This is a genomic window from Streptococcus viridans (assembly GCF_900636365.1).
GTDB lineage: Bacteria > Bacillota > Bacilli > Lactobacillales > Streptococcaceae > Streptococcus > Streptococcus viridans_A.
In genome coordinates this window covers 204,822-224,779 of record NZ_LR134266.1, presented here as the reverse complement: position 1 = coordinate 224,779, position 19,958 = coordinate 204,822, and the positions used below count along the sequence as shown (strand labels likewise).

Annotated in this window: 22 protein-coding genes and 1 pseudogene; 5 read left to right on the top strand and 18 right to left on the bottom strand. The window is 41.1% G+C overall.

Going from position 1 to position 19,958, the window contains the following annotated elements; genetic code table 11:
- Positions 1 to 563 precede the first annotated feature (563 nt).
- The 5 genes from EL081_RS01300 to EL081_RS01280 all read right to left on the bottom strand — a co-directional run bounded on the left by EL081_RS01300 (position 564) and on the right by EL081_RS01280 (position 2,495).
- The gene (locus tag EL081_RS01300) at positions 564 to 767 is read right to left on the bottom strand and encodes a CsbD family protein (protein ID WP_048789255.1); all 204 of its coding nucleotides are present in this window, start codon (positions 765 to 767) and stop codon (positions 564 to 566) included.
- Positions 768 to 811: 44 nt separating this feature from the next.
- Entirely contained in the window at positions 812 to 1,408 is a 597-nt protein-coding gene (locus tag EL081_RS01295; RefSeq protein ID WP_126403692.1) for an Asp23/Gls24 family envelope stress response protein, read from the bottom strand.
- A gap of 14 nt (positions 1,409 to 1,422) precedes the next feature.
- Positions 1,423 to 1,593 (bottom strand): DUF2273 domain-containing protein, encoded by a 171-nt coding sequence (locus EL081_RS01290; RefSeq protein WP_048789865.1) that lies wholly within the window; start codon positions 1,591 to 1,593, stop codon positions 1,423 to 1,425.
- Positions 1,594 to 1,604: 11 nt separating this feature from the next.
- Positions 1,605 to 2,171 carry an alkaline shock response membrane anchor protein AmaP gene (gene amaP, locus EL081_RS01285; protein ID WP_126403691.1) on the bottom strand — a complete coding sequence of 189 codons (567 nt, stop codon included), beginning with the start codon at positions 2,169 to 2,171 and terminating at the stop codon, positions 1,605 to 1,607.
- An 84-nt stretch (positions 2,172 to 2,255) separates the two neighbouring features.
- Positions 2,256 to 2,495, bottom strand: coding sequence for a GlsB/YeaQ/YmgE family stress response membrane protein (locus tag EL081_RS01280; protein ID WP_048789863.1), 240 nt, complete (start codon positions 2,493 to 2,495; stop codon positions 2,256 to 2,258).
- A gap of 405 nt (positions 2,496 to 2,900) precedes the next feature.
- Here EL081_RS01280 and EL081_RS01275 point away from each other — a divergent pair, with 405 nt between their 5' ends.
- The 3 genes from EL081_RS01275 (at position 2,901) to EL081_RS01265 (ending at position 5,034) form a co-directional block, all read left to right on the top strand.
- Positions 2,901 to 3,392: a hypothetical protein gene (locus tag EL081_RS01275; RefSeq protein WP_126403690.1), complete on the top strand. Its 492-nt coding sequence runs from the start codon at positions 2,901 to 2,903 to the stop codon at positions 3,390 to 3,392.
- 87 nt (positions 3,393 to 3,479) lie between these two features.
- A complete protein-coding gene (locus EL081_RS01270) occupies positions 3,480 to 4,079 on the top strand; it encodes a Type 1 glutamine amidotransferase-like domain-containing protein (protein ID WP_126403689.1) in 600 nt (199 codons plus the stop codon).
- A gap of 73 nt (positions 4,080 to 4,152) precedes the next feature.
- Positions 4,153 to 5,034, top strand: a complete 882-nt coding sequence (locus EL081_RS01265; RefSeq protein WP_126403688.1) for a diacylglycerol/lipid kinase family protein — start codon at positions 4,153 to 4,155, stop codon at positions 5,032 to 5,034.
- A 66-nt stretch (positions 5,035 to 5,100) separates the two neighbouring features.
- Here EL081_RS01265 and EL081_RS01260 read toward each other — a convergent pair whose 3' ends face one another.
- On the bottom strand, positions 5,101 to 5,559 hold the full coding sequence (locus EL081_RS01260; protein WP_126403687.1) for an SP_0198 family lipoprotein: 459 nt from the start codon (positions 5,557 to 5,559) through the stop codon (positions 5,101 to 5,103).
- 643 nt (positions 5,560 to 6,202) lie between these two features.
- On the opposite strand from EL081_RS01260, the gene EL081_RS01255 reads away from it, so the two are divergent.
- Both EL081_RS01255 and EL081_RS01250 read left to right on the top strand, forming a co-directional pair.
- Entirely contained in the window at positions 6,203 to 7,306 is a 1,104-nt protein-coding gene (locus EL081_RS01255) for an ABC transporter permease (RefSeq protein WP_126403686.1), read from the top strand.
- 1 nt (position 7,307) lies between these two features.
- Positions 7,308 to 7,997 carry an ABC transporter ATP-binding protein gene (locus EL081_RS01250; protein ID WP_048691574.1) on the top strand — a complete coding sequence of 230 codons (690 nt, stop codon included), beginning with the start codon at positions 7,308 to 7,310 and terminating at the stop codon, positions 7,995 to 7,997.
- Positions 7,998 to 8,188: 191 nt separating this feature from the next.
- On the opposite strand, the gene EL081_RS01245 is transcribed toward EL081_RS01250, so the two are convergent.
- The 12 genes and pseudogenes from EL081_RS01245 to EL081_RS01190 all read right to left on the bottom strand — a co-directional run bounded on the left by EL081_RS01245 (position 8,189) and on the right by EL081_RS01190 (position 19,949).
- Positions 8,189 to 9,514 (bottom strand): sensor histidine kinase, encoded by a 1,326-nt coding sequence (locus EL081_RS01245; protein WP_126403685.1) that lies wholly within the window; start codon positions 9,512 to 9,514, stop codon positions 8,189 to 8,191.
- Complete coding sequence (locus tag EL081_RS01240) at positions 9,511 to 10,164, bottom strand: response regulator transcription factor (RefSeq protein ID WP_048790036.1); 654 nt, start codon at positions 10,162 to 10,164, stop codon at positions 9,511 to 9,513. The genes EL081_RS01245 and EL081_RS01240 overlap by 4 nt, the downstream gene beginning before the upstream one ends.
- 70 nt (positions 10,165 to 10,234) lie before the next feature.
- Positions 10,235 to 11,611, bottom strand: a pseudogene (locus EL081_RS01235) (ABC transporter permease).
- A 12-nt stretch (positions 11,612 to 11,623) separates the two neighbouring features.
- Complete coding sequence (locus tag EL081_RS01230) at positions 11,624 to 12,256, bottom strand: ABC transporter ATP-binding protein (RefSeq protein WP_399553597.1); 633 nt, start codon at positions 12,254 to 12,256, stop codon at positions 11,624 to 11,626.
- 15 nt (positions 12,257 to 12,271) lie between these two features.
- Positions 12,272 to 13,537 carry an ABC transporter permease gene (locus EL081_RS01225; RefSeq protein ID WP_126403684.1) on the bottom strand — a complete coding sequence of 422 codons (1,266 nt, stop codon included), beginning with the start codon at positions 13,535 to 13,537 and terminating at the stop codon, positions 12,272 to 12,274.
- 1,262 nt (positions 13,538 to 14,799) lie between these two features.
- Positions 14,800 to 16,422: a chaperonin GroEL gene (groL, locus tag EL081_RS01220; protein WP_126403683.1), complete on the bottom strand. Its 1,623-nt coding sequence runs from the start codon at positions 16,420 to 16,422 to the stop codon at positions 14,800 to 14,802.
- A 23-nt stretch (positions 16,423 to 16,445) separates the two neighbouring features.
- A complete protein-coding gene (gene groES, locus EL081_RS01215) occupies positions 16,446 to 16,730 on the bottom strand; it encodes a co-chaperone GroES (RefSeq protein ID WP_006595108.1) in 285 nt (94 codons plus the stop codon).
- A 127-nt stretch (positions 16,731 to 16,857) separates the two neighbouring features.
- On the bottom strand, positions 16,858 to 17,151 hold the full coding sequence (locus tag EL081_RS01210) for a DUF202 domain-containing protein (RefSeq protein ID WP_126403682.1): 294 nt from the start codon (positions 17,149 to 17,151) through the stop codon (positions 16,858 to 16,860).
- Positions 17,152 to 17,253: 102 nt separating this feature from the next.
- The gene (locus EL081_RS01205) at positions 17,254 to 18,108 is read right to left on the bottom strand and encodes a PTS system mannose/fructose/sorbose family transporter subunit IID (RefSeq protein WP_040803176.1); all 855 of its coding nucleotides are present in this window, start codon (positions 18,106 to 18,108) and stop codon (positions 17,254 to 17,256) included.
- Positions 18,092 to 18,934 carry a PTS mannose/fructose/sorbose/N-acetylgalactosamine transporter subunit IIC gene (locus EL081_RS01200; protein ID WP_006595111.1) on the bottom strand — a complete coding sequence of 281 codons (843 nt, stop codon included), beginning with the start codon at positions 18,932 to 18,934 and terminating at the stop codon, positions 18,092 to 18,094. The genes EL081_RS01205 and EL081_RS01200 overlap by 17 nt, the downstream gene beginning before the upstream one ends.
- Positions 18,935 to 18,996: 62 nt before the next feature.
- The gene (locus EL081_RS01195) at positions 18,997 to 19,491 is read right to left on the bottom strand and encodes a PTS system mannose/fructose/N-acetylgalactosamine-transporter subunit IIB (protein ID WP_006595112.1); all 495 of its coding nucleotides are present in this window, start codon (positions 19,489 to 19,491) and stop codon (positions 18,997 to 18,999) included.
- Between the two features lie 17 nt (positions 19,492 to 19,508).
- Entirely contained in the window at positions 19,509 to 19,949 is a 441-nt protein-coding gene (locus EL081_RS01190; RefSeq protein WP_126403681.1) for a PTS sugar transporter subunit IIA, read from the bottom strand.
- Between the last annotated feature and the right edge of the window lie 9 nt (positions 19,950 to 19,958).

Below are 19,958 nucleotides of genomic sequence, written 5' to 3'. Positions count from 1 at the left end.
TAACATTTTAATTGTTTTTATTATTTTGATTTTTAGCTAAAAATTTCTTATTGAATAAAAATTCAAACGCTTTCTTTTCTAAGATTAATATAATCATACTGCATTATTTATGGCAAGTCAACTAAAATGTTTGCCTTTTTTAAATTTGTTAAATTATATTAAGTTATAAAACAAAAGCCCTAAATAGTAGCATTGTTTCCGCTTTCAAAGACAGCAAATATATGCTGAGTTATGTCGTTATATGTTGATTTATATATCTGTTTTATTTGAATATGTTTTTTATAATTCTTTGCTTTCTTCTATATTATGTATGTTTATTTGATGCATAAAATAAATTAAAAATTGTGTATTTTCTCACCAATTTATAAGTGCAACGCAGAGATATCGCCAATTGCGTATATCATAAAAAATCTTTTTTAGATTCCCTAAAACATACAGAATAGTAACATTTTCTTAAAACATTTGATTAAAAAGCACCCTAACTTCTATGATTGAGCTAAAACTATAGAATTTAGAGTGCTTATAAGATTAACTATTTACGATTGAAAGATAACTATTAACTATTATTTATCATCACCTTTGATCATATTCTTAACGCCTTCGATTGCGCCTTCAACGGCATCTTTTGCGTCTTCTGCGACTTCTTTAACTTTAGAAACTACTTTTTCTGCAGCTCCTTCTTTTTCTGTTTTCTTGTCGCCAGTCAATTTACCGACACCTTCTTTAATCGCACCTTTTGCTTGGTTTACTTTTTCTTCTGTAGACATAGTCTTACCTCCATATATTTTGTGTACGTTTTTTAATATCCAAATTAATGAACACGTGGTTTTTCATTTGATGAAGAGTCAGTTACGGCTTCTACGCCTTCGCCAACTTTTTCTTTAACTGCTGAGAATCCATTTCCCAAACCTGTTTTAACATTTTCAAACTGTTCAGATGCAAACTCACCTGTTGATTCAACTACTCCAGTTACACGATCTTGCAAGCTTACTGAATCTGCTTCATATTGTTCTTTCGTTTTAATATCAACAACATTAACGTTCACTTCAATAACTTCCAAGTCAGTAATCTTAGAAACTTGTGATGCAACTACTTCTTTAATGTGTTTGTACAAGTCAGGAACATTCTTTTGATATTCTACTACTACATTCAAGTCAACAGCGACTTGTTCTTTACCAACTTCAACGTTTACTCCATTACCAACATGGTCAGTATTGACGATCTTATCAGCTAGATTAGAGAAAAATCCTCCATCTACAGCCAACAAGCCATCTACTTTTTCTAATGAAAGTCCGATGATTTTTTGAATAACTTTATCTTCGTAAGTCAATTCTCCTTTTACTGCATCTGTTTGTTTAACTTCTTCTACTTTTGCGTTTGTTTCTTTAATATTTTTTTCGTTTGACATATGAAACTCCTTTATTATTTAAATAGTCCTTTTTGTTGTAAATAAAATCCAATTCCTATTCCCAAAATGGCGCAAATTAAGATAAATAACATCTTAAATAAACCAACGGATACAATTAGAGTTGCTAAGATAATAGCTCCTAATCCAAATAGGACTGGAAGTTTGTGTTTTTTAAACTGTTCCATTTTTTACTTCCTTACTTTACACGACTTACAGTTTTTTTAGTTGGTGTTTTAGGCTTATAATCTTTTACAGAAACATCAAGCTTAACACCATGATTCATTCCAAAAAACTGTGTTAATCCATCAGCGATTTCTTGTTGAATCAATTGACTTCTTTCGATAATGTTTTCAGACGGAAGAATTTCTCCTTCCACGTAAACTAAACATTTATTTTTCCGACTATTTACATGAACTTTAGGATCTTTAATGAAGTTATTTTCGTTAACTAAACCACGAACAAATCCTTCAATAGCAGAATTTTTTAGTTTCAGCTTACCGCCTTTTTCTTCTAGTTGAATTTCTAAATCCCTCTTAGGGTAAAAAAGTATAACTAGCATCAAAAGTAGTATCAAAACCGATAGAACCAAGGAGCCCCAGAAAAGATATCTTGAAAAATAAAATTCCAAAAAGGAAATTCGCTTCCAATTTACTAAGTGGAGACCGAGACCGCTAACTTTGTGATAATCTAGCAAAATAGGAATCAAAATTGTCAAGATTAAAATACAAAAAATAAGGGAAAGTATTTTTTTTGACTTTGACATATTGAATCCTTTCGTCAATAGAGCGTAAACTATAACCTCCTTGTTTAGAAAAGATCATAATTTATTCCTGGGAACAAAAGAATATTATTCTTTTTTACCAAAGAAAAACGACACTAGGGAGATAACAATGACTGCACCCGCAATAGATGGAAACAGTGCCATACCAACTAGGCTAGGTCCCCAAGAACCCAATAGTAATTGTCCAACAGACGAACCTACTAAACCTGCTAAGACTTTAGTAATTACACCCATCGAACCTCCCTTATTAGTGATCCCTCCGGCAACTAAACCGATAAGACCACCGACAACAGCGGATATAAGCATATCATCCTCCTTCCTAAAACAAAGAAAGGAAAAATTAATTAAAACAATACTCAACAATAATAAAAAGATAAAAATTTAAAGTTCGAATTTGTATTTTCAAAAAAGTAATTATTATTGAATATCTGTTCAAACACTTTTTCTTTTCTAAGGTTAATATAAGTATATATGCTTCGAAATAAGAAGTCAAACATCTTGCTCATAGATTTTTGCATTTTTAAAAAGATACATTTTGCCATATAATAATGTGGAAAATTGACGGATTCCTGAAATAATCATATAATATAAATATGTAAACCCTTACATAGTATTCCGCTTATACTTGATGAAATGCAAGTTCTTGAGTGTCTATGAACATATAGACACTCTGCTATTCATTAAGTAAAATAAAGAATCACGGAGAAAGTTATGGATATTAAAGAGACATTCAACCAGTTAGACAATACAAAATTTAATGATTTTAATAATCGCCTTGAAGGTTTTGAGAAACTTTTTAAAGACAATGATTTATTGGACATGCGTGATGATCTTACCAAAATCAATAAAGATGAAGTAATTGCTCTATGTGCTGAAATGAGAGGCTACAGAGCTGGATTTTTAGATACCTTACGTTTGATTGCTCCAGAAATTAATTTGGGAGATTCTAAAAAAGTCTTTTTAGAACTCTGGGAAGAACATAATTTCAATCATCGTATTGACGATTTACTCGCTCATTATCCATATACAAATATTGAGGAGCGGATTGATTTTAGATTATTTGAAGAATATGGAACAAGTTCACGTGAAGAAGTCGCAAAAATGATGATTGATGATCTAGATACATCATCTGATGGCGAAGCTAAAAAACTATTTCTTCAAGAGTTTTTATCTTTGCATAAGAGAGAAAACAATATTGAATAAGTCTTAAATATAGATTTGTAAATACACTTAATTAACTCTTTCTAGTGGTTGGGTTAGTCAGAGTAATTAATAGAAAAAGTGAGTAATATGAGATTATTTTTGTGTTCAAATTTTTCAAAAACAGGAAAACTAATACAAGATGAAGTTGAAGGAAAAAACGTACTCTTCATCCCCACTGCTTCAATTGAAGAAGAGTATAAAGGATACGTAAACTCTGCCCGTCAATTATGGCAAGAGATGAATGTTAATGTTATTGATCTTGAGTTATCAGCAGCCTCCTCTGATCAAATAGAAAAAGCCTTCAAAAAGGCAGATATCGTTTATTTTGCCAGTGGAAATACTTTTGTTCTAGTTGATCAGATAAAAAGATTGGGAGTTGATGAATTAATTAAGAAACATCTGAAAGATGGCAAATTATATGTTGGAGAATCTGCTGGAGCAATTATTTGCGCAAAAGAACTCTACTATATCGAACCACTTTACCATATCCCTGAAAACTACTCTCAGATTGGATACTCTGGACTCGGGCTAATAGATTTTTACATTCTTCCACATGACTCCCATCCATTATTTAAGAAAATTACCAACGATATCCTTGAGAAATTCCCAACATTGGATATCTGTTCTCTCACTAACTCTCAAGCTGTCTTAGTTGAAAACGGAACTAGAAAATTAATGAGTATTTAGATTATTCAATTATAGGGTGTAAAAAGAGGATAAAAACAGTTCTATATTTTAGAAAATTTTTGGAGACATCTCAATGAAAAAAGCAATGTTAATTATTAATCCAACCTCTGGTGGAGAAAAGGCATTAGATTACAAAGAAATTTTGGAAAACAAAGCTAAAAAGTATTTTGACGATATCGAAACAATGATTACTCAAAAAGCTGAGGATGCAACTCACTTTTCTGAAAAGGCATCTAAAGAACATTATGATGCAGTAATTGTTTTTGGTGGAGATGGAACTGTCAATGAGGTTATTTCAGGAATTGCTGAGAAAGATTACATTCCAAAATTGGGGATCATTCCTGGTGGGACAGGCAACTTAATCACAAAATTATTAGGAATAAGCCAAGATATTGATCAGGCAATTGAAGAACTGGATTTCAATTTTACTAATACTATTGATATTGGAAAAGTTAATAACAATTATTTTGGTTATATCTTTAGCATTGGTTCTTTGCCAGAAGCTATTCATAATGTTGAAATAGAAGATAAAACAAAATTTGGGATCTTCGCATATGCTTTAAATACCATGAAGTCAATCATAAAAGATGACGTGTTTAATATTCGTATTGAAACTGAAAATGGAAGTTATAACGGAGAAGCTAGTCAAGTATTAGTCTTATTATCCAACTATTACGCTGATAAAAAACTATTTGATGAAAATAAAGATGGATACGGAAATATCTTAATTTTAAAAGATGCCTCCATCCTTTCTAAACTATCTGCAATTCCAGATTTATTAAAAGGAGATGTTGTGGCTAATGATCACATCGAATACATTAAAGCAAGAAATATTAAAATTTCTTCTGATACTGAGTTAGAAACAGATGTTGACGGTGATAAATCAGATAATCTTCCTGTAAATATTAAAATACTTGGTAACCATATCAAAGTTTACTCATCACCGAAAGAATAATATGTTTTTACCAAAAATAATTTAAATGATGAAAAAGAGACTAACTTAATGTAGTCTCTTTTTTTACTATTTAGTTAAAACAATTCGATCTGACGGATCACGATCGAGATCATCAACTATAATTTGATTATCATTGACAGTATAAATTTTGACATCATCACTAATCGTCATGCGTTGATTTACTGAATCAAAAGTAACTTGCTTCACCTCTTTATCTCCATCAGGTTCCACTTCTGTCCATGTTCCGGTTGCACCATTCACAACCAGAATAATTTGGTCTTCTTCATCCACACCGTTATAAGTTCCATCAATATTTGTAGGCTGTGTTACTGGAGATTCAGAACTTTGATCTGTTTGAGACTGATTGTTGTTTGATGTCGATACAGAAGCATTTTGCTTAGCAGATTGATTGGATTGTTGTTGACTAACAGTCTGTTGAACAGGTTGAGCTGTCTGAGAACATGCAGTTAATAGGGCAATACTTGCTAAAGAAACAATAGAAATTGTAAGTTTTTTTATTTTCATAGTGAATTCCTTCCTTTTTGCGAACTAATTAAAGAAAAGTTCACTTTAGTTATCTACCTATACAGTATACCAACATAAAAATAGAAGTCAATTTATACGCTTATGTTTATCTTGTATGTATATCATTGAATTTAAGACAATCTCAACCAACAGATACATATGAGAGCTATTAACAATATTTGAAATAACAGAGAAGTTTTCGGAAAACGCCTCTTTTTCGGAAACATATAATTCTATACTTTATAAACTTATATGTTTATAAAATTGAAGTTTATTTGTACCAAATTGTATTTCAAATCACTTTTATTCGAAGAAAGATATTAATAAAAAAACCTCAATTTCAAGCGTCTATTGCTATTTTCTTCTACACTAAAATGAAGATTTTCTTGCAGGGGCATCTAATAATTCAATAGAAAACCTGATATGTCAGGCTTTTTTGCTTGTCTATAGCATATCTCTTTTTGTATACATTAACAATTAATAATTAATAATTGAGAAACAAATGGAATACAGTAAACAAATCCGATTCCTTCATACTCTACCAAACACCATCCCCATATTATCCCTCCACTTGTGGTATGATGGTAGAGTATATTTAGGTGCCAAGCTACTTGAGTACCTCCGTGCTAAAAGGAGAACGAATATGAAAATCGCATGGAATGAAATTAAATACCAGCCCAAGAAGTTTATCCTGATTGAACTCCTCATTACCATCCTCATGTTTATGGTGGTATTCTTGTCCGGTCTAACAAATGGACTGGGGCGTTCGGTATCGGCCCAAATCGATAACTATGGGGCCCTGCACTACATCCTTTCGACGGATTCAGAAGGGATTATCCCCTTTTCAACCATTACGGCGAAAGATTTAGAAGAGATCCAAAAGATAGAGGGAATGGACTATTCTGGCTTGTCGATCCAGCGGGCAACTATCTCAAAAACAGAGGTTTCCAATACTCTGGACATCACCTACTTCGCGACCGATCACAATGACAAAGAAATCCTCAATCCAATCATAGAAGATACAGAGCTCAAGATCTCCGACCTAAAGAAAAACGAGGTCATTCTGGACCATTCTTTCAAAGAGGATGAGGGAATCCAAGTCGGCGATCAAGTGATCGACAAAACTTCTAAGCAAAAACTCAAGGTCGTGGCCTTTGCGAAAAATGCCAAATACGGCTATAGCGAGATTGGCTTTATCAGCTCGGAGACCTATACAGGCATGCGACAAAAAACAGATCCAAGCTATCAATGGCAAGCCCAAACCCTTGTGACCAAGAAAAGCATCCCTTCTAGTGATCTAGCCAGCAACTTAATGGTGGCGGATAAGAAGCAAGTGATCGATAAAATCCCTGGCTACAAGGCTCAAAATCTGACGCTACGGATGATCACGTGGGTGCTACTACTCGCTTCTTCTGCCATTCTTGGGGTCTTCTTCTATATCCTGACCTTGCAAAAGTTGAAACAGTTCGGCGTCCTAAAGGCCATTGGCATGTCCATGAGCCAGATTACCTATGTCCAACTATCCCAGCTCACCATCATCTCCCTCATCGGAGTACTGCTGGGTCTTGGCCTGGCAACTATAATGGCGCCATTTTTACCCAATAGCATCCCTTCCTTTATGACCCTGAAAGACAACCTCACCATCTCGGTTAGCTTTATCCTGACCTCTATTTTGTGTGGTGCCTTGTCCCTTGTCAAAATCAAAAAAGTAGATCCAATCGAAGTCATTGGTGGAAATGGAGAATAAGATGGCCATTATTGCATTAGAAAATATCAGAAAATCCTACGCCGATGGCAGCCAGATGCACCATGTCCTCAACCAACTGAATTTAAGCGTCGAACCCAACGAATTTGTCGCGATCTTGGGCCCTTCAGGATCTGGTAAATCCACTCTCTTAGCTATCGCTGGTTTACTCTTATCAGCAGACGAGGGGCGGATTTCTATCGCTGGCCAAGACTTGACTGGCCTCAACCAAGGCCAGTGGACGCAAAAACGCCTGGAATTGCTTGGCTTCATCTTTCAAGATCACCAGCTCCTCTCCTATATGAAAATCGGTGACCAGTTAGAACTGGTGGCCAAATTGAAGGGGGAAAAGGACAAGAAAAAACGCCAAGAGGAAGTCAAAGCCTTGTTGGCAGATCTTGGCATCGAAGCTTGTTACCACCAATACCCGAATCAGATGTCTGGTGGGCAAAAACAACGGGCAGCCATCGCTCGCGCCTTCATCGGAAATCCGCAGGTCATTTTGGCCGATGAACCAACGGCTAGCCTAGACCCAGATCGAGGACAAGAAATCGCCCAGTTGATCCGGAAAGAAGTCAAATCCAAAAACAAGAGCGCTATCATGGTGACCCATGACCGCTCCATCCTGACCTATGTGGATACCATTTATGAATTAAAACATGGTCAATTGCTAAAGGTCGAAAAGCTTGATTAAATACAAAAAGAGGCTGGGACAAAAGTCCTAGCCTCTCAATTGTCTTTGCATTGTCGAGCAAGACGCAGTGGTTGAGTGGGCTCTACTACGCTGATTTCATCAGCTTTTATAGCCCTACTCAACTGTGCGGAGGTGGGACGACGAAATCGAATTCTAACGAATGACCGATTTCTGTCCCACTCTCTATTTTTTTATTCTTGAGGATCTTTAGGCAGTTCCATACGGAAGCGTAAGCCCATAGCCGTTTTATCAAATTGGTAGGCCAATTCTTCATGGTCCAGCAAGTGTTGGACCACGAAGAGTCCCAAGCCACCTTCCTTCTTCTGGCGGCTAGCGGTCATTGGCATCTCAGCTGTCCCTACCATTTCTTGGCTGGTATTTTCAACAGCCAAGTACGTCCCTTCTTCTTCGAGACGGAGCTGGATCTCTCCACCGGCATCCGAATGCTTGACGGCATTACTAACGACATTTGAGAGGACCAATTTCAGAATGGCTGGGTCCATATAAACTGCTTTGTCAGCGATTTGATTGTCAATCGTGAGCGCGCGGGATTGAGCCAAGACCTTGTACTGGTCGAGAATCTGCTCTAAGACTTGATCCAGCTGGATCCACTCCTTGTCTCCGGCCAATTCTTGGACAGAGGACAGAGATAGAATTTCCAGGACGATCTGGTTCATCTCATCGACGATATCGAGGGAGACCGACAGGTAGCGATCCCGATCCTTGTAGCGGCCAATCTTATCCCGCATATTTTCTAGGATAATCTTCAAGCTGGCTAGGGGAGTCTTGAGCTCATGCGAAGCCCCTCGTAGAAATTCGACCTTCATCTGCTCCAACTTCAGATTTTCCTGTTTCTGCTGCTCTAGATTGTCGATTACCTCTAGGAGATGGTGATAGAGGTCGTTGATTTGTTGCTTGAGAACGCCAATCTCATCCTGCGAATGAATGGGAAGACTAGCTGTCCGATCCAGTCGTTTCATCCGCTTGGTCATCTGCTTGATCTCAAGGATCGGAGCGGAAATCATGCGGGCATAGAGATAGGAGGCAATCAACGACAGAACAAAGGAAGCAAGGAGACTATAGGGAAGAAAGCCCAGACTGATGTCCCGCGCTTCCTTTTGCGAATCGATAGTCGCTAAGAATTGCAAGGTTAAGTCTTTCCCTTCCTTGGTCTGAATCTTTCTCTCTTCAATGACCAGGGAATTGTTCTGGCTATCAGGGTTCAGGAGCAGGTCATCCTTGACCTCTAGGGCATTTTGTTTTTGCTTTCCTTTGATAGACACCTTGATATCATTGGTCTTGGAATAAAGGTCGATGACCGACCCAATGGTCCCTTCTTCCTGGCCCTGGAAACTCTTAGCCAGAGCTTGCGATTTCTTCAAAATCGTCTGGCGCTGGGACTCGATATAGGTCGATGGAAAAATAAAGTAAACCGAAGCATGTAGAAGGATGACTAAGCTACTAAAAAGGGCAAAGGTAATCAGAAAGATTTTTGCAAAGATACTCCGTTTGGTCATGGTCTCTCCAATTTATAGCCGACATTACGTACCGTTACGATACAGTCCAGCTCTAGTTTTTTTCGTAGTTCCTTGATATAGACATCGATCACCCGGTCAAAAGGAATCTCCTCTGTCTCCTTCCAAACGGCATCGAGGATTTGAGAGCGGGTCCGGGCCTTGCCCTCATGCTGGAGCAAGTATTCCAAGATTTCCAACTCCTTGGCATTCATGGAAATGGCTTGGCCTGCTAGGCTGGCTGTGTAGCTCTCAAAATCCACCCGTGCCTCTCCATAGGTGAAGACCCGGGAAGGTTGAAGCTTTTTAAAAATAGCTTCGATACGGACCTTCAAGAGGGACAAGGAGAAGGGTTTTTCCAGATAGCCATCTGCCAACTCTCCAAAGGCTGTCAACTTATAGTCCTCGTCATGGAAGGCCGTCAGCATGAGGACAGGGACTGAGCTGGTCTTGCGAATGGTCTTGAGGACTTCCAAGCCATTGAGGATAGGAAGCTGGATGTCCAGCAAGACTAGATCCGGCGTCTCTCTGTGAAAGAGGTCCAGGGCCTCCTGCCCATCGCCTGCTTCAAAGACCTCATAGCCACATTCCATGAGATAGTCGCTCATCCCTTCTCGAATCAGGACTTCATCTTCTACGATTAGTATCTTCATACACTTTCCTTTTTATCTAAGAAACTTCTACCTCCTATTATACCCTATTTCTATTTTAGGAAACAATCTCTTATTCGACATCCACCAAGAGTTCCTTTGGTTTCTTATGCAAGAGCCATTGAGAAGAAAGGATGGAAACGAGAATCAAGAGAAGTCCACCGACTAAAACAATCACCAACAATTGGCTCGGTTGGATGTCCATATGGATATCTGTCAAGGTCTTACTGAAGCTTTCCGCCTCAGCTCCTCCACCAAGGTTGGCTGCAGAGGATTCTTGAGCCATTTGTTTGGCAATGCCACTGGTTACGTTTTTGAGCACCGTATCTCCTACTGCTTTGGCAAGAAGACCTGCGACTCCATAGGAGAGGAGGAAGGCTGGAATGGAAATCATGACCAATTCTGCCACGAATTGTCCCGCAATCTGTACCTTAGAAAGCCCAAGAGCCAGCAAGATACCCACTTCTCTGCGACGGGCATTGAGCCACAAGACAAGGAGAAGGGTGAGAAGCAAACTAGCAAAGATGAGGCTACCGATAAACAAGTAGTTCGCCACTTGGAACATACTGCTGATAGATTTTTGCAAGGCTGGGTAGTTGGAAGAGCTCTTAACCAAATCATAGTAATTCCATGGGATATCCAAGGCTTTGATTTTTTCGATCAATTTATCCAGATCCTGATCCCCTTTTGCAAAGAAGGTCGCATCCTCATAGGTAGCTGTTTGGACTGTATTGCCATAGAGTTTGGCAGCTGTATCCAAGTCAGAAATGAGTGTATCTTCATACAATTATTGGGCGTAAGTTAGAGGAGCTTGGTTTTTTCCTGAGAACAAGCCTTTAATGGTCACTTCTACGGTTTCATTAGCCCCTTTTTCATTGTCAGCATCATAGAGATTGGACTTGAGGCGCACCTTATCGCCTACCTTGAGGCCATTCTTTTTCGCCAAATCTTCGTGCATGAGGATTTGGTTTTTGTCCTTATCAGTCAGGTGCTCCCCTTGGACCAGCTTGTAGGCTCCGGAGACAAACTTATCTTCTTTTGAAGAGTCATTGACCCCTGTCACCATCAAGGTATTCTTGAAGTGCTTAGCCCGCTCTGGAGATTGATTTTGCAGGGTTTCTTCGGTCTCAATGATCTCGTGGTCTAGGATATCCGCGATGGCATTGATCCGCTTGATGGAGGAGGTGATCCCCTCTACCTGGCTGATTTTTTCGATATCTTCTCCTCTGAGATTCCCAGCTCCCCGAGGGGTTCCCGGATTGGTCCGGCGGTTGATCTGCATGGAGAAGCTATTGGTGATGGATCCCAGGCTTTCCGATGAAGCTTTTTGGGTCGCTCCCTTCATAGAGAGTCCGATCAAGCTCAAGGTCCCCATGAGGAGAATGATGGCAAAGAGCAAGAGAGACTTGGGCCATTTACGTGTGATATAAGCAAAAGCATTTCGCAACATAGCATTCCCTCCTTACTTGCTCTTCTCAATGAGGCTACGGCGACTCAATTCCAAGACCACATCGGAGGCCTCTGCCACTTCCTTGCTGTGGGTGACGACGATGACACATTTTTGGCGCTCCTTGGCCAATTTCTTCAAAATGGCAATGATATCACCTGCTGTCTGCTCGTCTAGGTTGCCCGTCGGCTCATCAGCCAAGATGACAGGTGCTTCTGAAACGAGCGCACGCGCAATGGCCACCCGTTGCTGCTGCCCTCCGGATAGTTGGAGGACATTGCGTTTGATTTGCGTTTCATCCAATCCCAATTCCAAGAGAATCTCTTTCCCAGCTTGTTTGTTGACCAGGCGGACATTTTCAAGTGGTGTCAAATAATCAATCAAATTGTAATTCTGAAAGACTAGGGAGACATGGTGCTTGCGGTGGTAGCTAGACCCTTTGGTCTGAATGTCCTCCCCATCAAAGAGAACCTGCCCCTTCTTGGGATTGTCTAGACCAGCCAAGAGAGAGAGGAGGGTAGATTTCCCAGTTCCTGACTGACCGATAATACTGTAAAATGTCCCATTTTCGAACTGATAGTTCACATTTGAGAGGATATCTTCACTATAGCTTTGGTAACTATAGGCTACATTCTTGAGTTCTAACATATGTGTCATTTCTCCTTAACTCATTTTTGTTAATATTTCTTTTGGGGTCTTGCGCCAGATCATGCTGGTAGTTACACCGAGCGACAGAAGGATCAAGCACAAGAGGCTAGCATAGGCGATTCCTAAGGAAAGGCCTTGAGGGATTTGGTTGAGCAAGTCTAGGGTCTGCTGTTGACCAGTCTCTCCGACAAACTGCTCTAAGAAACGATGGCTGACCATCCGTCCGATGAGAAAGGCTGGGATCACCGCTAGTAAGGATACCAGCACCACCTCCAAGAGGAACTGTCTAAAGATCCGGCCCTTGCTCTTCCCAATGGATAAGAGCACCCCGATTTCATGGATCCGCTCCCGTGTCCAGAGACTGAGTAAGAGCGATAGGGCACCGGCTCCTGTCACTAGGAGGACGATCATCATGATCCGTACCAGGCCTTCTAAGGTCTGAGAGGATTCCTTCATCTGGTCAAAGGCCTTGCGATCTTCGACCACGCGCAGAGATTGCCAATCCAGATCCAAGCTTTTGACTTGCTTCAAGAGGGCATCGATTTTCTCAGGATCTTTGACTCCAAAGGTGACCTGGGTCACTTCTTGCTGACTGAGACCTAGAAGCTTAGTCGCATCCTCATAAGGGAGGTAGACTTGGTTTTCACTCAGATCAGAGGTCATTCCTGTAAATTTTTCCTGTTTCTTACCTGAAAAAATCCCTACGATTTCAAAGGTTTGCTCTTTGGCAGGAGTCTCTCCCATCTGAAAGCTGGTTAAGGTCAAGGAATCTCCGACCTTTAGCTTGTTCTTCTTAGCCAACTCTTGGTGGATCAAGATCTGGCCGCGAGCCTTGTCGGATAAGTGCTTGCCTTGCACCAGTTGGAAACTACCACTGCGGAAATCCAGGTGCTGGTCTGTCTTCTGGGTAAAGACAGCGCCTAGCGCTTGCTTGGCTTCCTGACCCAGATCCTCCCGCTCTACCGACTGCTGTCCCGTCACCGCTTCTTTATCAAGAATACGAACGGGGCTTTCATATTGTGGGACCATGGATCCTACCCCAGCTAATTGCTGCACTTTTTTAGCCTCCTTCAGAGCAAAGGGAGTATCCCCTTGTTTACTGGTCAGGGCAAAACTAGTTCCAGCCGACTGCTTGATATGATCCTCCAGCCTTCCTCCCACTTGCATCAGTGAAAAACAGAAATACAAGCAAGAGAGGATCAAGAGGAGAATCAGAAAGAGGACCAGATTCCTCGTTCTTTTTCGAGAAATATAGGCGATTGCCTGTTGCAAGAGAAACATCTCCTACCTCCATCTAAAAGAAAGACTCCCCAGTTTATTGATAGCAACTGGGCTCGCTTTCATCATTTGTTGCTTTCATTATAAAGGAGAAATGTGAAATGTTTATGAAATACAAAAAACTCCCCCAGAAAAATCTGGAAGAGCCTTAGCAAGGGGTGGATGAAAAAGTTTAATATGAAAAAGGTCGATAAAAATTAAGAATCAAAAAGTTTTAATTAATTCGATCAAGTTTTTGTCTTTAGACATGTATGTGGGAAGTATTCCCCCCTTGCTCTAGTGTAGAACATTTATCTACTTCCTATATTTTAACGCATCTTTGTTACAAAATAAAGGAATTTGTATTGCAATTTCATTCCAAATATCGAACAGGCAGGTTACTCCAAAATATCTACTATCTATCTACCTGCTTCAAAGGGTATCATCCCCGTGATTTCACTATATGTAAACAAAAACCCGCACCTCAAATGACTGCTCTGATCCTCATCGAATTAATCTCAGTTCCGTCAAGCAAGGAAACCGATCTGTAGAAAAAACAGGCTTCAGCCATATTTATTTCACAAACTTTTGTAATATATATAAATATGCACTCTCGCCCCCGCAAAGAAGAGATTAAAGCAACCCGTTCGTCCTATGATTATTCGAAAATTGAAAAGGTTCTACTAACCCCTTTTAGCTAGTAAGACGTTTAGCCAAGCCACCTGATAGTGGTTGGCATCAAATGATTAGAAGCGAAGCCTCAATCAAGCACACAGATTACGACAGAAAATAAAGAAGGCCGATAATGCCTTCCTTGTTTTCTTAGCAAGACACTTCGGCAAGGTACCATAGTGCTTGCCGTAAACTACAAATCCACCTAATAAATTGACACGGGGTTACGACGTGAAAAGGGAGCGAGACAGAACGAATATTTTAATCATTCGTTCGTTGTCTCGCCCCCGCAAGGCTGATTAGGACTCTTCCGAGCTTGGAAAAGCGAAGGGAGAAACCAATCAGCTACTGCGTCAGACAGTTCATCCAATGATTGATTGAGGATTGGAGACTTGCTAACCTCTTTAAGCTAGTAAGACGTTTAGCCAAACCGCCTGATAGCGGTTGGCGTCAAATGATTAGAGGCAAAGCCTCAATCAAACACACAGGTTACGACAGAAAATAAAGAAGGCCGATAATGCCTTCTTTATTTTCTTAGTAAGATACTTCGGCAAGGCACCATAGTGCTTGCCGTAGTCTAATGAGGTGCTTCAGCATCCATTAGACTACGTGTGTTACATCATCCCACCCATCATGCTTGGATCCATAGCTGGTGCTGCTGGAGCTGGTTCTGGTTTGTTGGCTACCACTGCTTCGGTCGTCAAGATAAGGCTCGCTACGGACGCTGCATTTTGAAGGGCTGAACGGCTCACCTTCACTGGGTCGATAATTCCTGCTTCAATCATGTTGACCCATTCACCTGTTGCAGCATTAAATCCTGTTCCAAGCTCAGCATTTTTTAGGCGATCAATAACAATCGAACCTTCGTAACCCGCATTGTGAGCGATTTGGCGTACAGGTTCTTCCAAGGCACGAAGCACGATATTGCGTCCTGTTGCTTCATCCCCTTCCAATTCAAGGGATGCAACTGCAGAAATAACGTTAGCAAGGGCCGTACCACCACCTGCAACAATTCCTTCTTCAACCGCTGCGCGTGTCGCATTGAGGGCGTCCTCAATACGGAGTTTCATTTCTTTCAATTCTGTTTCGGTTGCAGCTCCGACCTTGATGACCGCTACACCACCAGACAATTTAGCCAAGCGTTCTTGCAATTTTTCACGGTCAAATTCTGAAGTGGTGGTTTCAATTTGTGATTTAATCACCGCTACACGGTTGGCAATAGCTTCAGGATTACCCGCACCTTCTACGATGACTGTGCTATCTTTGTCCACTGTCACTTTACTTGCTTGACCGAGCGCCTCGATGGTCGCATCTTTCAACTCAAGACCGAGATCTTCTGTAATAACAGTTCCACCTGTCAAGATAGCGATGTCTTCTAACATGGCTTTACGGCGATCCCCAAATCCTGGAGCCTTAACAGCTACGACATTGAAAGTTCCACGAATCTTGTTCAAGACAAGAGTTGGGAGGGCTTCTCCATCCACATCATCCGCAATAATCAAGAGCGGACGATTGCTTTGCAGGATATTTTCAAGCAATGGAAGGATTTCCTGGATATTTGACACCTTCTTATCGGTGATCAAGATATAAGGATTTTCAAGGTCTGCCACCATTTTTTCATTATCAGTGACCATGTATTGAGAGAGGTAACCACGGTCAAACTGCATTCCTTCCACGACTTCCAACTCTGTTTCCATTCCACGAGACTCTTCAATCGTGATCACCCCGTCATTGCCCACTTTTTCCATGGCTTCTGAGATGTACTCACCGACTTTTTCAGAGCGAGAAGAAACAGCCGCAACCTGGGCGATGGCTTCTTTATTGGCAACTGGAATGGCGTTATTTTTCAAGGCTTCAACAGCAGTCGCAACCGCTGCTTCAATCCCACGACGGATACCGATTGGATTCGCTCCTGCTGTAACGTTCTTGATCCCCTCACGGACGATAGCTTGGGTCAAGACAGTCGCAGTCGTTGTCCCATCACCAGCGATATCATTAGTTTTAGACGCCACTTCTGATACCAATTTGGCACCCATATTTTCGAAATGGTCTTCCAATTCGATTTCTTTTGCGATGGTCACCCCATCATTGGTGATCAATGGTGACCCAAATGATTTTTCAAGCACCACATTGCGGCCTTTAGGTCCCAAGGTCACCTTAACGGTATCTGCTAGGATATCCACCCCACGGACCATGGCTGCACGAGCATCTGATGAAAATTTAATTTCTTTTGACATAGATCTTTCTCCTTTCTGATTCTTTAGGCTTCAACAATGGCGAGAATACTTGCAGTCCCAACAATCGTGTACTTCTCATCGCCGTCTTTCACTTCAACGCCTGCATGATTTTCCACCAAGACAGTATCACCGACTTTGACGCTTGGTGCTACCAACTCACCACTGAGGGTCCGAACCCCCTCACCTACAGCGATGACTTCTGCAGTTTTGGTTTCAGCTTGACTTGCTTTTGCGATAACAAAGCCGCCGACTGTTTGTTCTTTTTCTTCTACTTTCAAGACCACGCGGTCTCCTAATGGTTTTAACATATCGTTCCTCCATTCCTGTATTTTAGCACTCTTTTATATCGAGTGCTAACTCATGTTTCTATTGTATCACTTGGTCAAAAATAGTCAAGAAAAAAACACCTCAATCTCTTCGAAGTGCTTTCGATTTTTAGCCAACCAAATTCAACTTTTGTTGGTAAGCTTGGATGACTTTTTGCAAGTTGGCTCGACCACGATACATCCCATAGCCCACTAGCAACATCCCTACTAGCCCAAATAGGGCTATCAAGCTACCTAAGATCAAAAATAGTAGAGAAGTTTTGTGAAAGAAATAAATCAGCAGTCCACCAATACTGGCCATGAGAAAGAGCACACTAAACCAGCGACCCAAGTTTTCCAACATATAGCGTTGGTAGCGAATTTCCGTCTCATACCCCTTTATTAATTCTTGTCTGGTGTGCATAAATGCCTCCTTCAATAAAAATTGAGAATGAAGTATTCGTAAAGGAGGTCACATACTTCATTCTCAATGCTCCGGTTGCAATAAACTGTTTCTAGTTTTCTCTTAGTATTTGAGACCTGGATCAAAGATTCCAAGAGCTACCCCAGCCAAGGCGATGATGACCAAAAGAAGCATGACCTTGTTTGGTGAAACTTTCTTCTTCGCCATTAACCACCAGCAAAGAGTGATAAAGGCAGCAGTTAAGAGACCTGGATAAACACCATCAATCTTTTCTTGGATTTTAAGGAAGGCTTCTCCGTCAGCATTTTTGAATTCGAGGGCTGTTGTAACAGAGACCCAAGTCGCTGCTACAGCACCGATGACCATACCACCGACTACACTAATCGCTTTGCGAAGGGCTTGTCCTTTTGGTCCTACAAGGAATTCTACAGCCTTGTCCCCTAAGTGATAACCTTTGAAGAAGGCGAAACGCATTCCCAAGTATACCAAGAGGTTCCAAACGACGATGTAGAAGAGAGCTCCTGTAATGTTTCCGTCTTTAGAAAGACCAAGGGCTATCCCGAGAAGTACAGGGATTAAGGTCCCAACAACCAAGGAGTCACCAATCCCGGCGATTGGTCCCATCAGACCAGCACGCATCCCGTTGATGGTTTCGCCATCTACTGCATCTCCATTGGCACGCGCTTCTTCCAAACCAGCTGTAATCCCTACAACCAGTGATCCCAGTTGTGGTTCGGTATTAAAGAAGGCAGTATAGGTTTGCATAGCTTCTTTTTGTTCTTCTTTGGAATCATACATTTCTTCTACGATTGGAAGCATAGAAGTCAAATACCCAAAGGTTTGCATGTGTTCTTGAGAGAAACAGGTCAAGTGACCATAATACCAATGATGGAATGCTTTGGTTAGCGTTTTCTTTGAAATTTTCTTTTTATCAGCCATCTTAGATATCCTCCTCATCATCGTCAAAGTCATTTGCTCCAGCAGGGACGACTTTCATTGTTTTAATCACTTCAAGTTCATAGTAGATTACCGCAAAGATCAATGAAACCACCGCACTCGCTACCAAGTTCAAGCCAAGAGATTTTGCCAAGGTAAATCCAACAAAGAATGGAATGAAGTCTCTCACTTCTGTAACGATTTGCTTCAAGAGGATGGCAATACCGACACATGGAAGAAGAGCACCGACTGTAAAGAGGGCTTTCATCCAGTAACCATCCATTGGAAGGTATTGTTTCATCAAATCCACCATGTTTTCACCGTATTTGGTGATAATCATCGTTGGAAGGAAAGAAAAGAGGAAGTGAGAAATCCATGGGTAAACCCAGTCAACTGCGTAGAGTTTTTTGAAGTTTCCTTCTTCAACGGCTTTCCAACCGATGTGTTGCCAAAGCAAGTTCATGGTTGCAGTACCGTAGAAAAGAACGGTACCGATGGTCCCAACGGCTGCACCGATAGGGGCTGCTGCCGCTGCAATTGCTGCCTCACCCGTGATATTGTTGGCATGAACAAATAAGATAGAAAGAGGAATTCCGATATAAGAGATAGCCCGCACATCGGCAGATACGGTACCACCAGGTGTTACCAAGGCGATATAAACGACTTGAAGGGCAACCCCGACCATGATACCGGTTGTCACATCTCCAAGGATCAACCCTGAAATCAACCCTCCGACTAGAGGACGTCCAAGAGTATAGTTCCCGATACTGGTACCACCCATACCAGGCATTGAAGACAAACTGGCGAAAATACCAAGCAAGATTGCTTGAATCCATGAAACTGTCATAACAAATGCTCCTTTTGTTTGTAAGTATAGTTTAGTGACGAAGAGCTAGGATGCTCTCCCCCCTAGAATCCGAATTTTGATTTAAAATCATCCCAATAACCGATGGAAACATCTGGCAGCAACTGGAATTTCACCTTGTAGCCGGCAGCCTGAATAGCTTCAATGGCTTCTGCTTCTTCCTGGGTGATGGATTGGTTGTTCCCCAATTTCACAGCACCTGGACGGTCATTTGCAGGACCAACAATGATTTCTTTAACATCCCCTGGGACAAACCCTTGGTCGACCAAAATTTCTTTCATATCGATGGGGTTCTTGGTAATCAAGAAATAGCGAGTTTCTGATTCCGTTACTTTGGCAGATTTTTCTTTGAAAGCTTCCTTGGTCCAAACAAAGGTTTTCTTATCTGAAGCCCCTTTATAGGCTTGAATCAAGACCTTGTTGGAAGCTGCTGCGTCGTTGACGGCGATCAAGCCATCACAAGGCTTTTCTTTAGCCCATCGAGTTACTGTTTGACCGTGGATCATACGGTCGTCAATCCGTACAAATGATACTACCATTTTCTAACCTCCCTTAGTTAAATATCATCTTCTTCATCATCGTCACCCTCTACCGGGGCAAGGGTAAATTCTTGCAAGGCTGTGGAAGCTTCGGATAAAATCAACTGGGCTAAATCAGCCCCCTCCATCATGTCCTTCATCACAACTGCTGTCAGCGCCATGGTCAAGTTCATTCCACCTAAGATTAAGGCTGTACTCAGCTTTCCTTGCTCCTCTAGCACTGTCGCTGCCGTTGTCAAAGGACTGCCACCTACAATGTCTGCTAGAACTAAGACAGAGTCCTCATCTGTTAAATGGGAAATCGCCTGACGAAAATCATGAGCAAAATCATCTACCGATTTGCCTTCTTTCAGTCCGACCGCAATCACCTGATCTATCTTATCCCCAGCAAACATTGCCAGCGAACTTTTTAGACCTTCTGCCAGTCCACCATGACTGACCAATACCAGATACTTCATCCTTTCTCC

Excerpts from the sequence above, each read along its gene's own strand:
- EL081_RS01280 (WP_048789863.1), bottom strand. The coding sequence starts at position 2,495 with ATGCTTATATCCGCTGTTGTCGGTGGTCTTATCGGTTTAGTTGCCGGA.
- EL081_RS01290 (WP_048789865.1), bottom strand. The coding sequence starts at position 1,593 with ATGGAACAGTTTAAAAAACACAAACTTCCAGTCCTATTTGGATTAGGA.
- EL081_RS01240 (WP_048790036.1), bottom strand. The coding sequence starts at position 10,164 with ATGAAGATACTAATCGTAGAAGATGAAGTCCTGATTCGAGAAGGGATG.
- groES (WP_006595108.1), bottom strand. The coding sequence starts at position 16,730 with ATGTTAAAACCATTAGGAGACCGCGTGGTCTTGAAAGTAGAAGAAAAA.
- groL (WP_126403683.1), bottom strand. The coding sequence starts at position 16,422 with ATGTCAAAAGAAATTAAATTTTCATCAGATGCTCGTGCAGCCATGGTC.
- EL081_RS01295 (WP_126403692.1), bottom strand. The coding sequence starts at position 1,408 with ATGTCAAACGAAAAAAATATTAAAGAAACAAACGCAAAAGTAGAAGAA.
- EL081_RS01210 (WP_126403682.1), bottom strand. The coding sequence starts at position 17,151 with ATGCACACCAGACAAGAATTAATAAAGGGGTATGAGACGGAAATTCGC.
- EL081_RS01270 (WP_126403689.1), top strand. The coding sequence starts at position 3,480 with ATGAGATTATTTTTGTGTTCAAATTTTTCAAAAACAGGAAAACTAATA.
- EL081_RS01190 (WP_126403681.1), bottom strand. The coding sequence starts at position 19,949 with ATGAAGTATCTGGTATTGGTCAGTCATGGTGGACTGGCAGAAGGTCTA.
- EL081_RS01225 (WP_126403684.1), bottom strand. The coding sequence starts at position 13,537 with ATGTTTCTCTTGCAACAGGCAATCGCCTATATTTCTCGAAAAAGAACG.
- EL081_RS01200 (WP_006595111.1), bottom strand. The coding sequence starts at position 18,934 with ATGACAGTTTCATGGATTCAAGCAATCTTGCTTGGTATTTTCGCCAGT.
- amaP (WP_126403691.1), bottom strand. The coding sequence starts at position 2,171 with ATGTCAAAGTCAAAAAAAATACTTTCCCTTATTTTTTGTATTTTAATC.
- EL081_RS01230 (WP_399553597.1), bottom strand. The coding sequence starts at position 12,256 with ATGTTAGAACTCAAGAATGTAGCCTATAGTTACCAAAGCTATAGTGAA.
- EL081_RS01300 (WP_048789255.1), bottom strand. The coding sequence starts at position 767 with ATGTCTACAGAAGAAAAAGTAAACCAAGCAAAAGGTGCGATTAAAGAA.
- EL081_RS01250 (WP_048691574.1), top strand. The coding sequence starts at position 7,308 with ATGGCCATTATTGCATTAGAAAATATCAGAAAATCCTACGCCGATGGC.
- EL081_RS01260 (WP_126403687.1), bottom strand. The coding sequence starts at position 5,559 with ATGAAAATAAAAAAACTTACAATTTCTATTGTTTCTTTAGCAAGTATT.
- EL081_RS01275 (WP_126403690.1), top strand. The coding sequence starts at position 2,901 with ATGGATATTAAAGAGACATTCAACCAGTTAGACAATACAAAATTTAAT.
- EL081_RS01255 (WP_126403686.1), top strand. The coding sequence starts at position 6,203 with ATGAAAATCGCATGGAATGAAATTAAATACCAGCCCAAGAAGTTTATC.
- EL081_RS01245 (WP_126403685.1), bottom strand. The coding sequence starts at position 9,514 with ATGACCAAACGGAGTATCTTTGCAAAAATCTTTCTGATTACCTTTGCC.
- EL081_RS01195 (WP_006595112.1), bottom strand. The coding sequence starts at position 19,491 with ATGGTAGTATCATTTGTACGGATTGACGACCGTATGATCCACGGTCAA.
- EL081_RS01265 (WP_126403688.1), top strand. The coding sequence starts at position 4,153 with ATGAAAAAAGCAATGTTAATTATTAATCCAACCTCTGGTGGAGAAAAG.
- EL081_RS01205 (WP_040803176.1), bottom strand. The coding sequence starts at position 18,108 with ATGAGGAGGATATCTAAGATGGCTGATAAAAAGAAAATTTCAAAGAAA.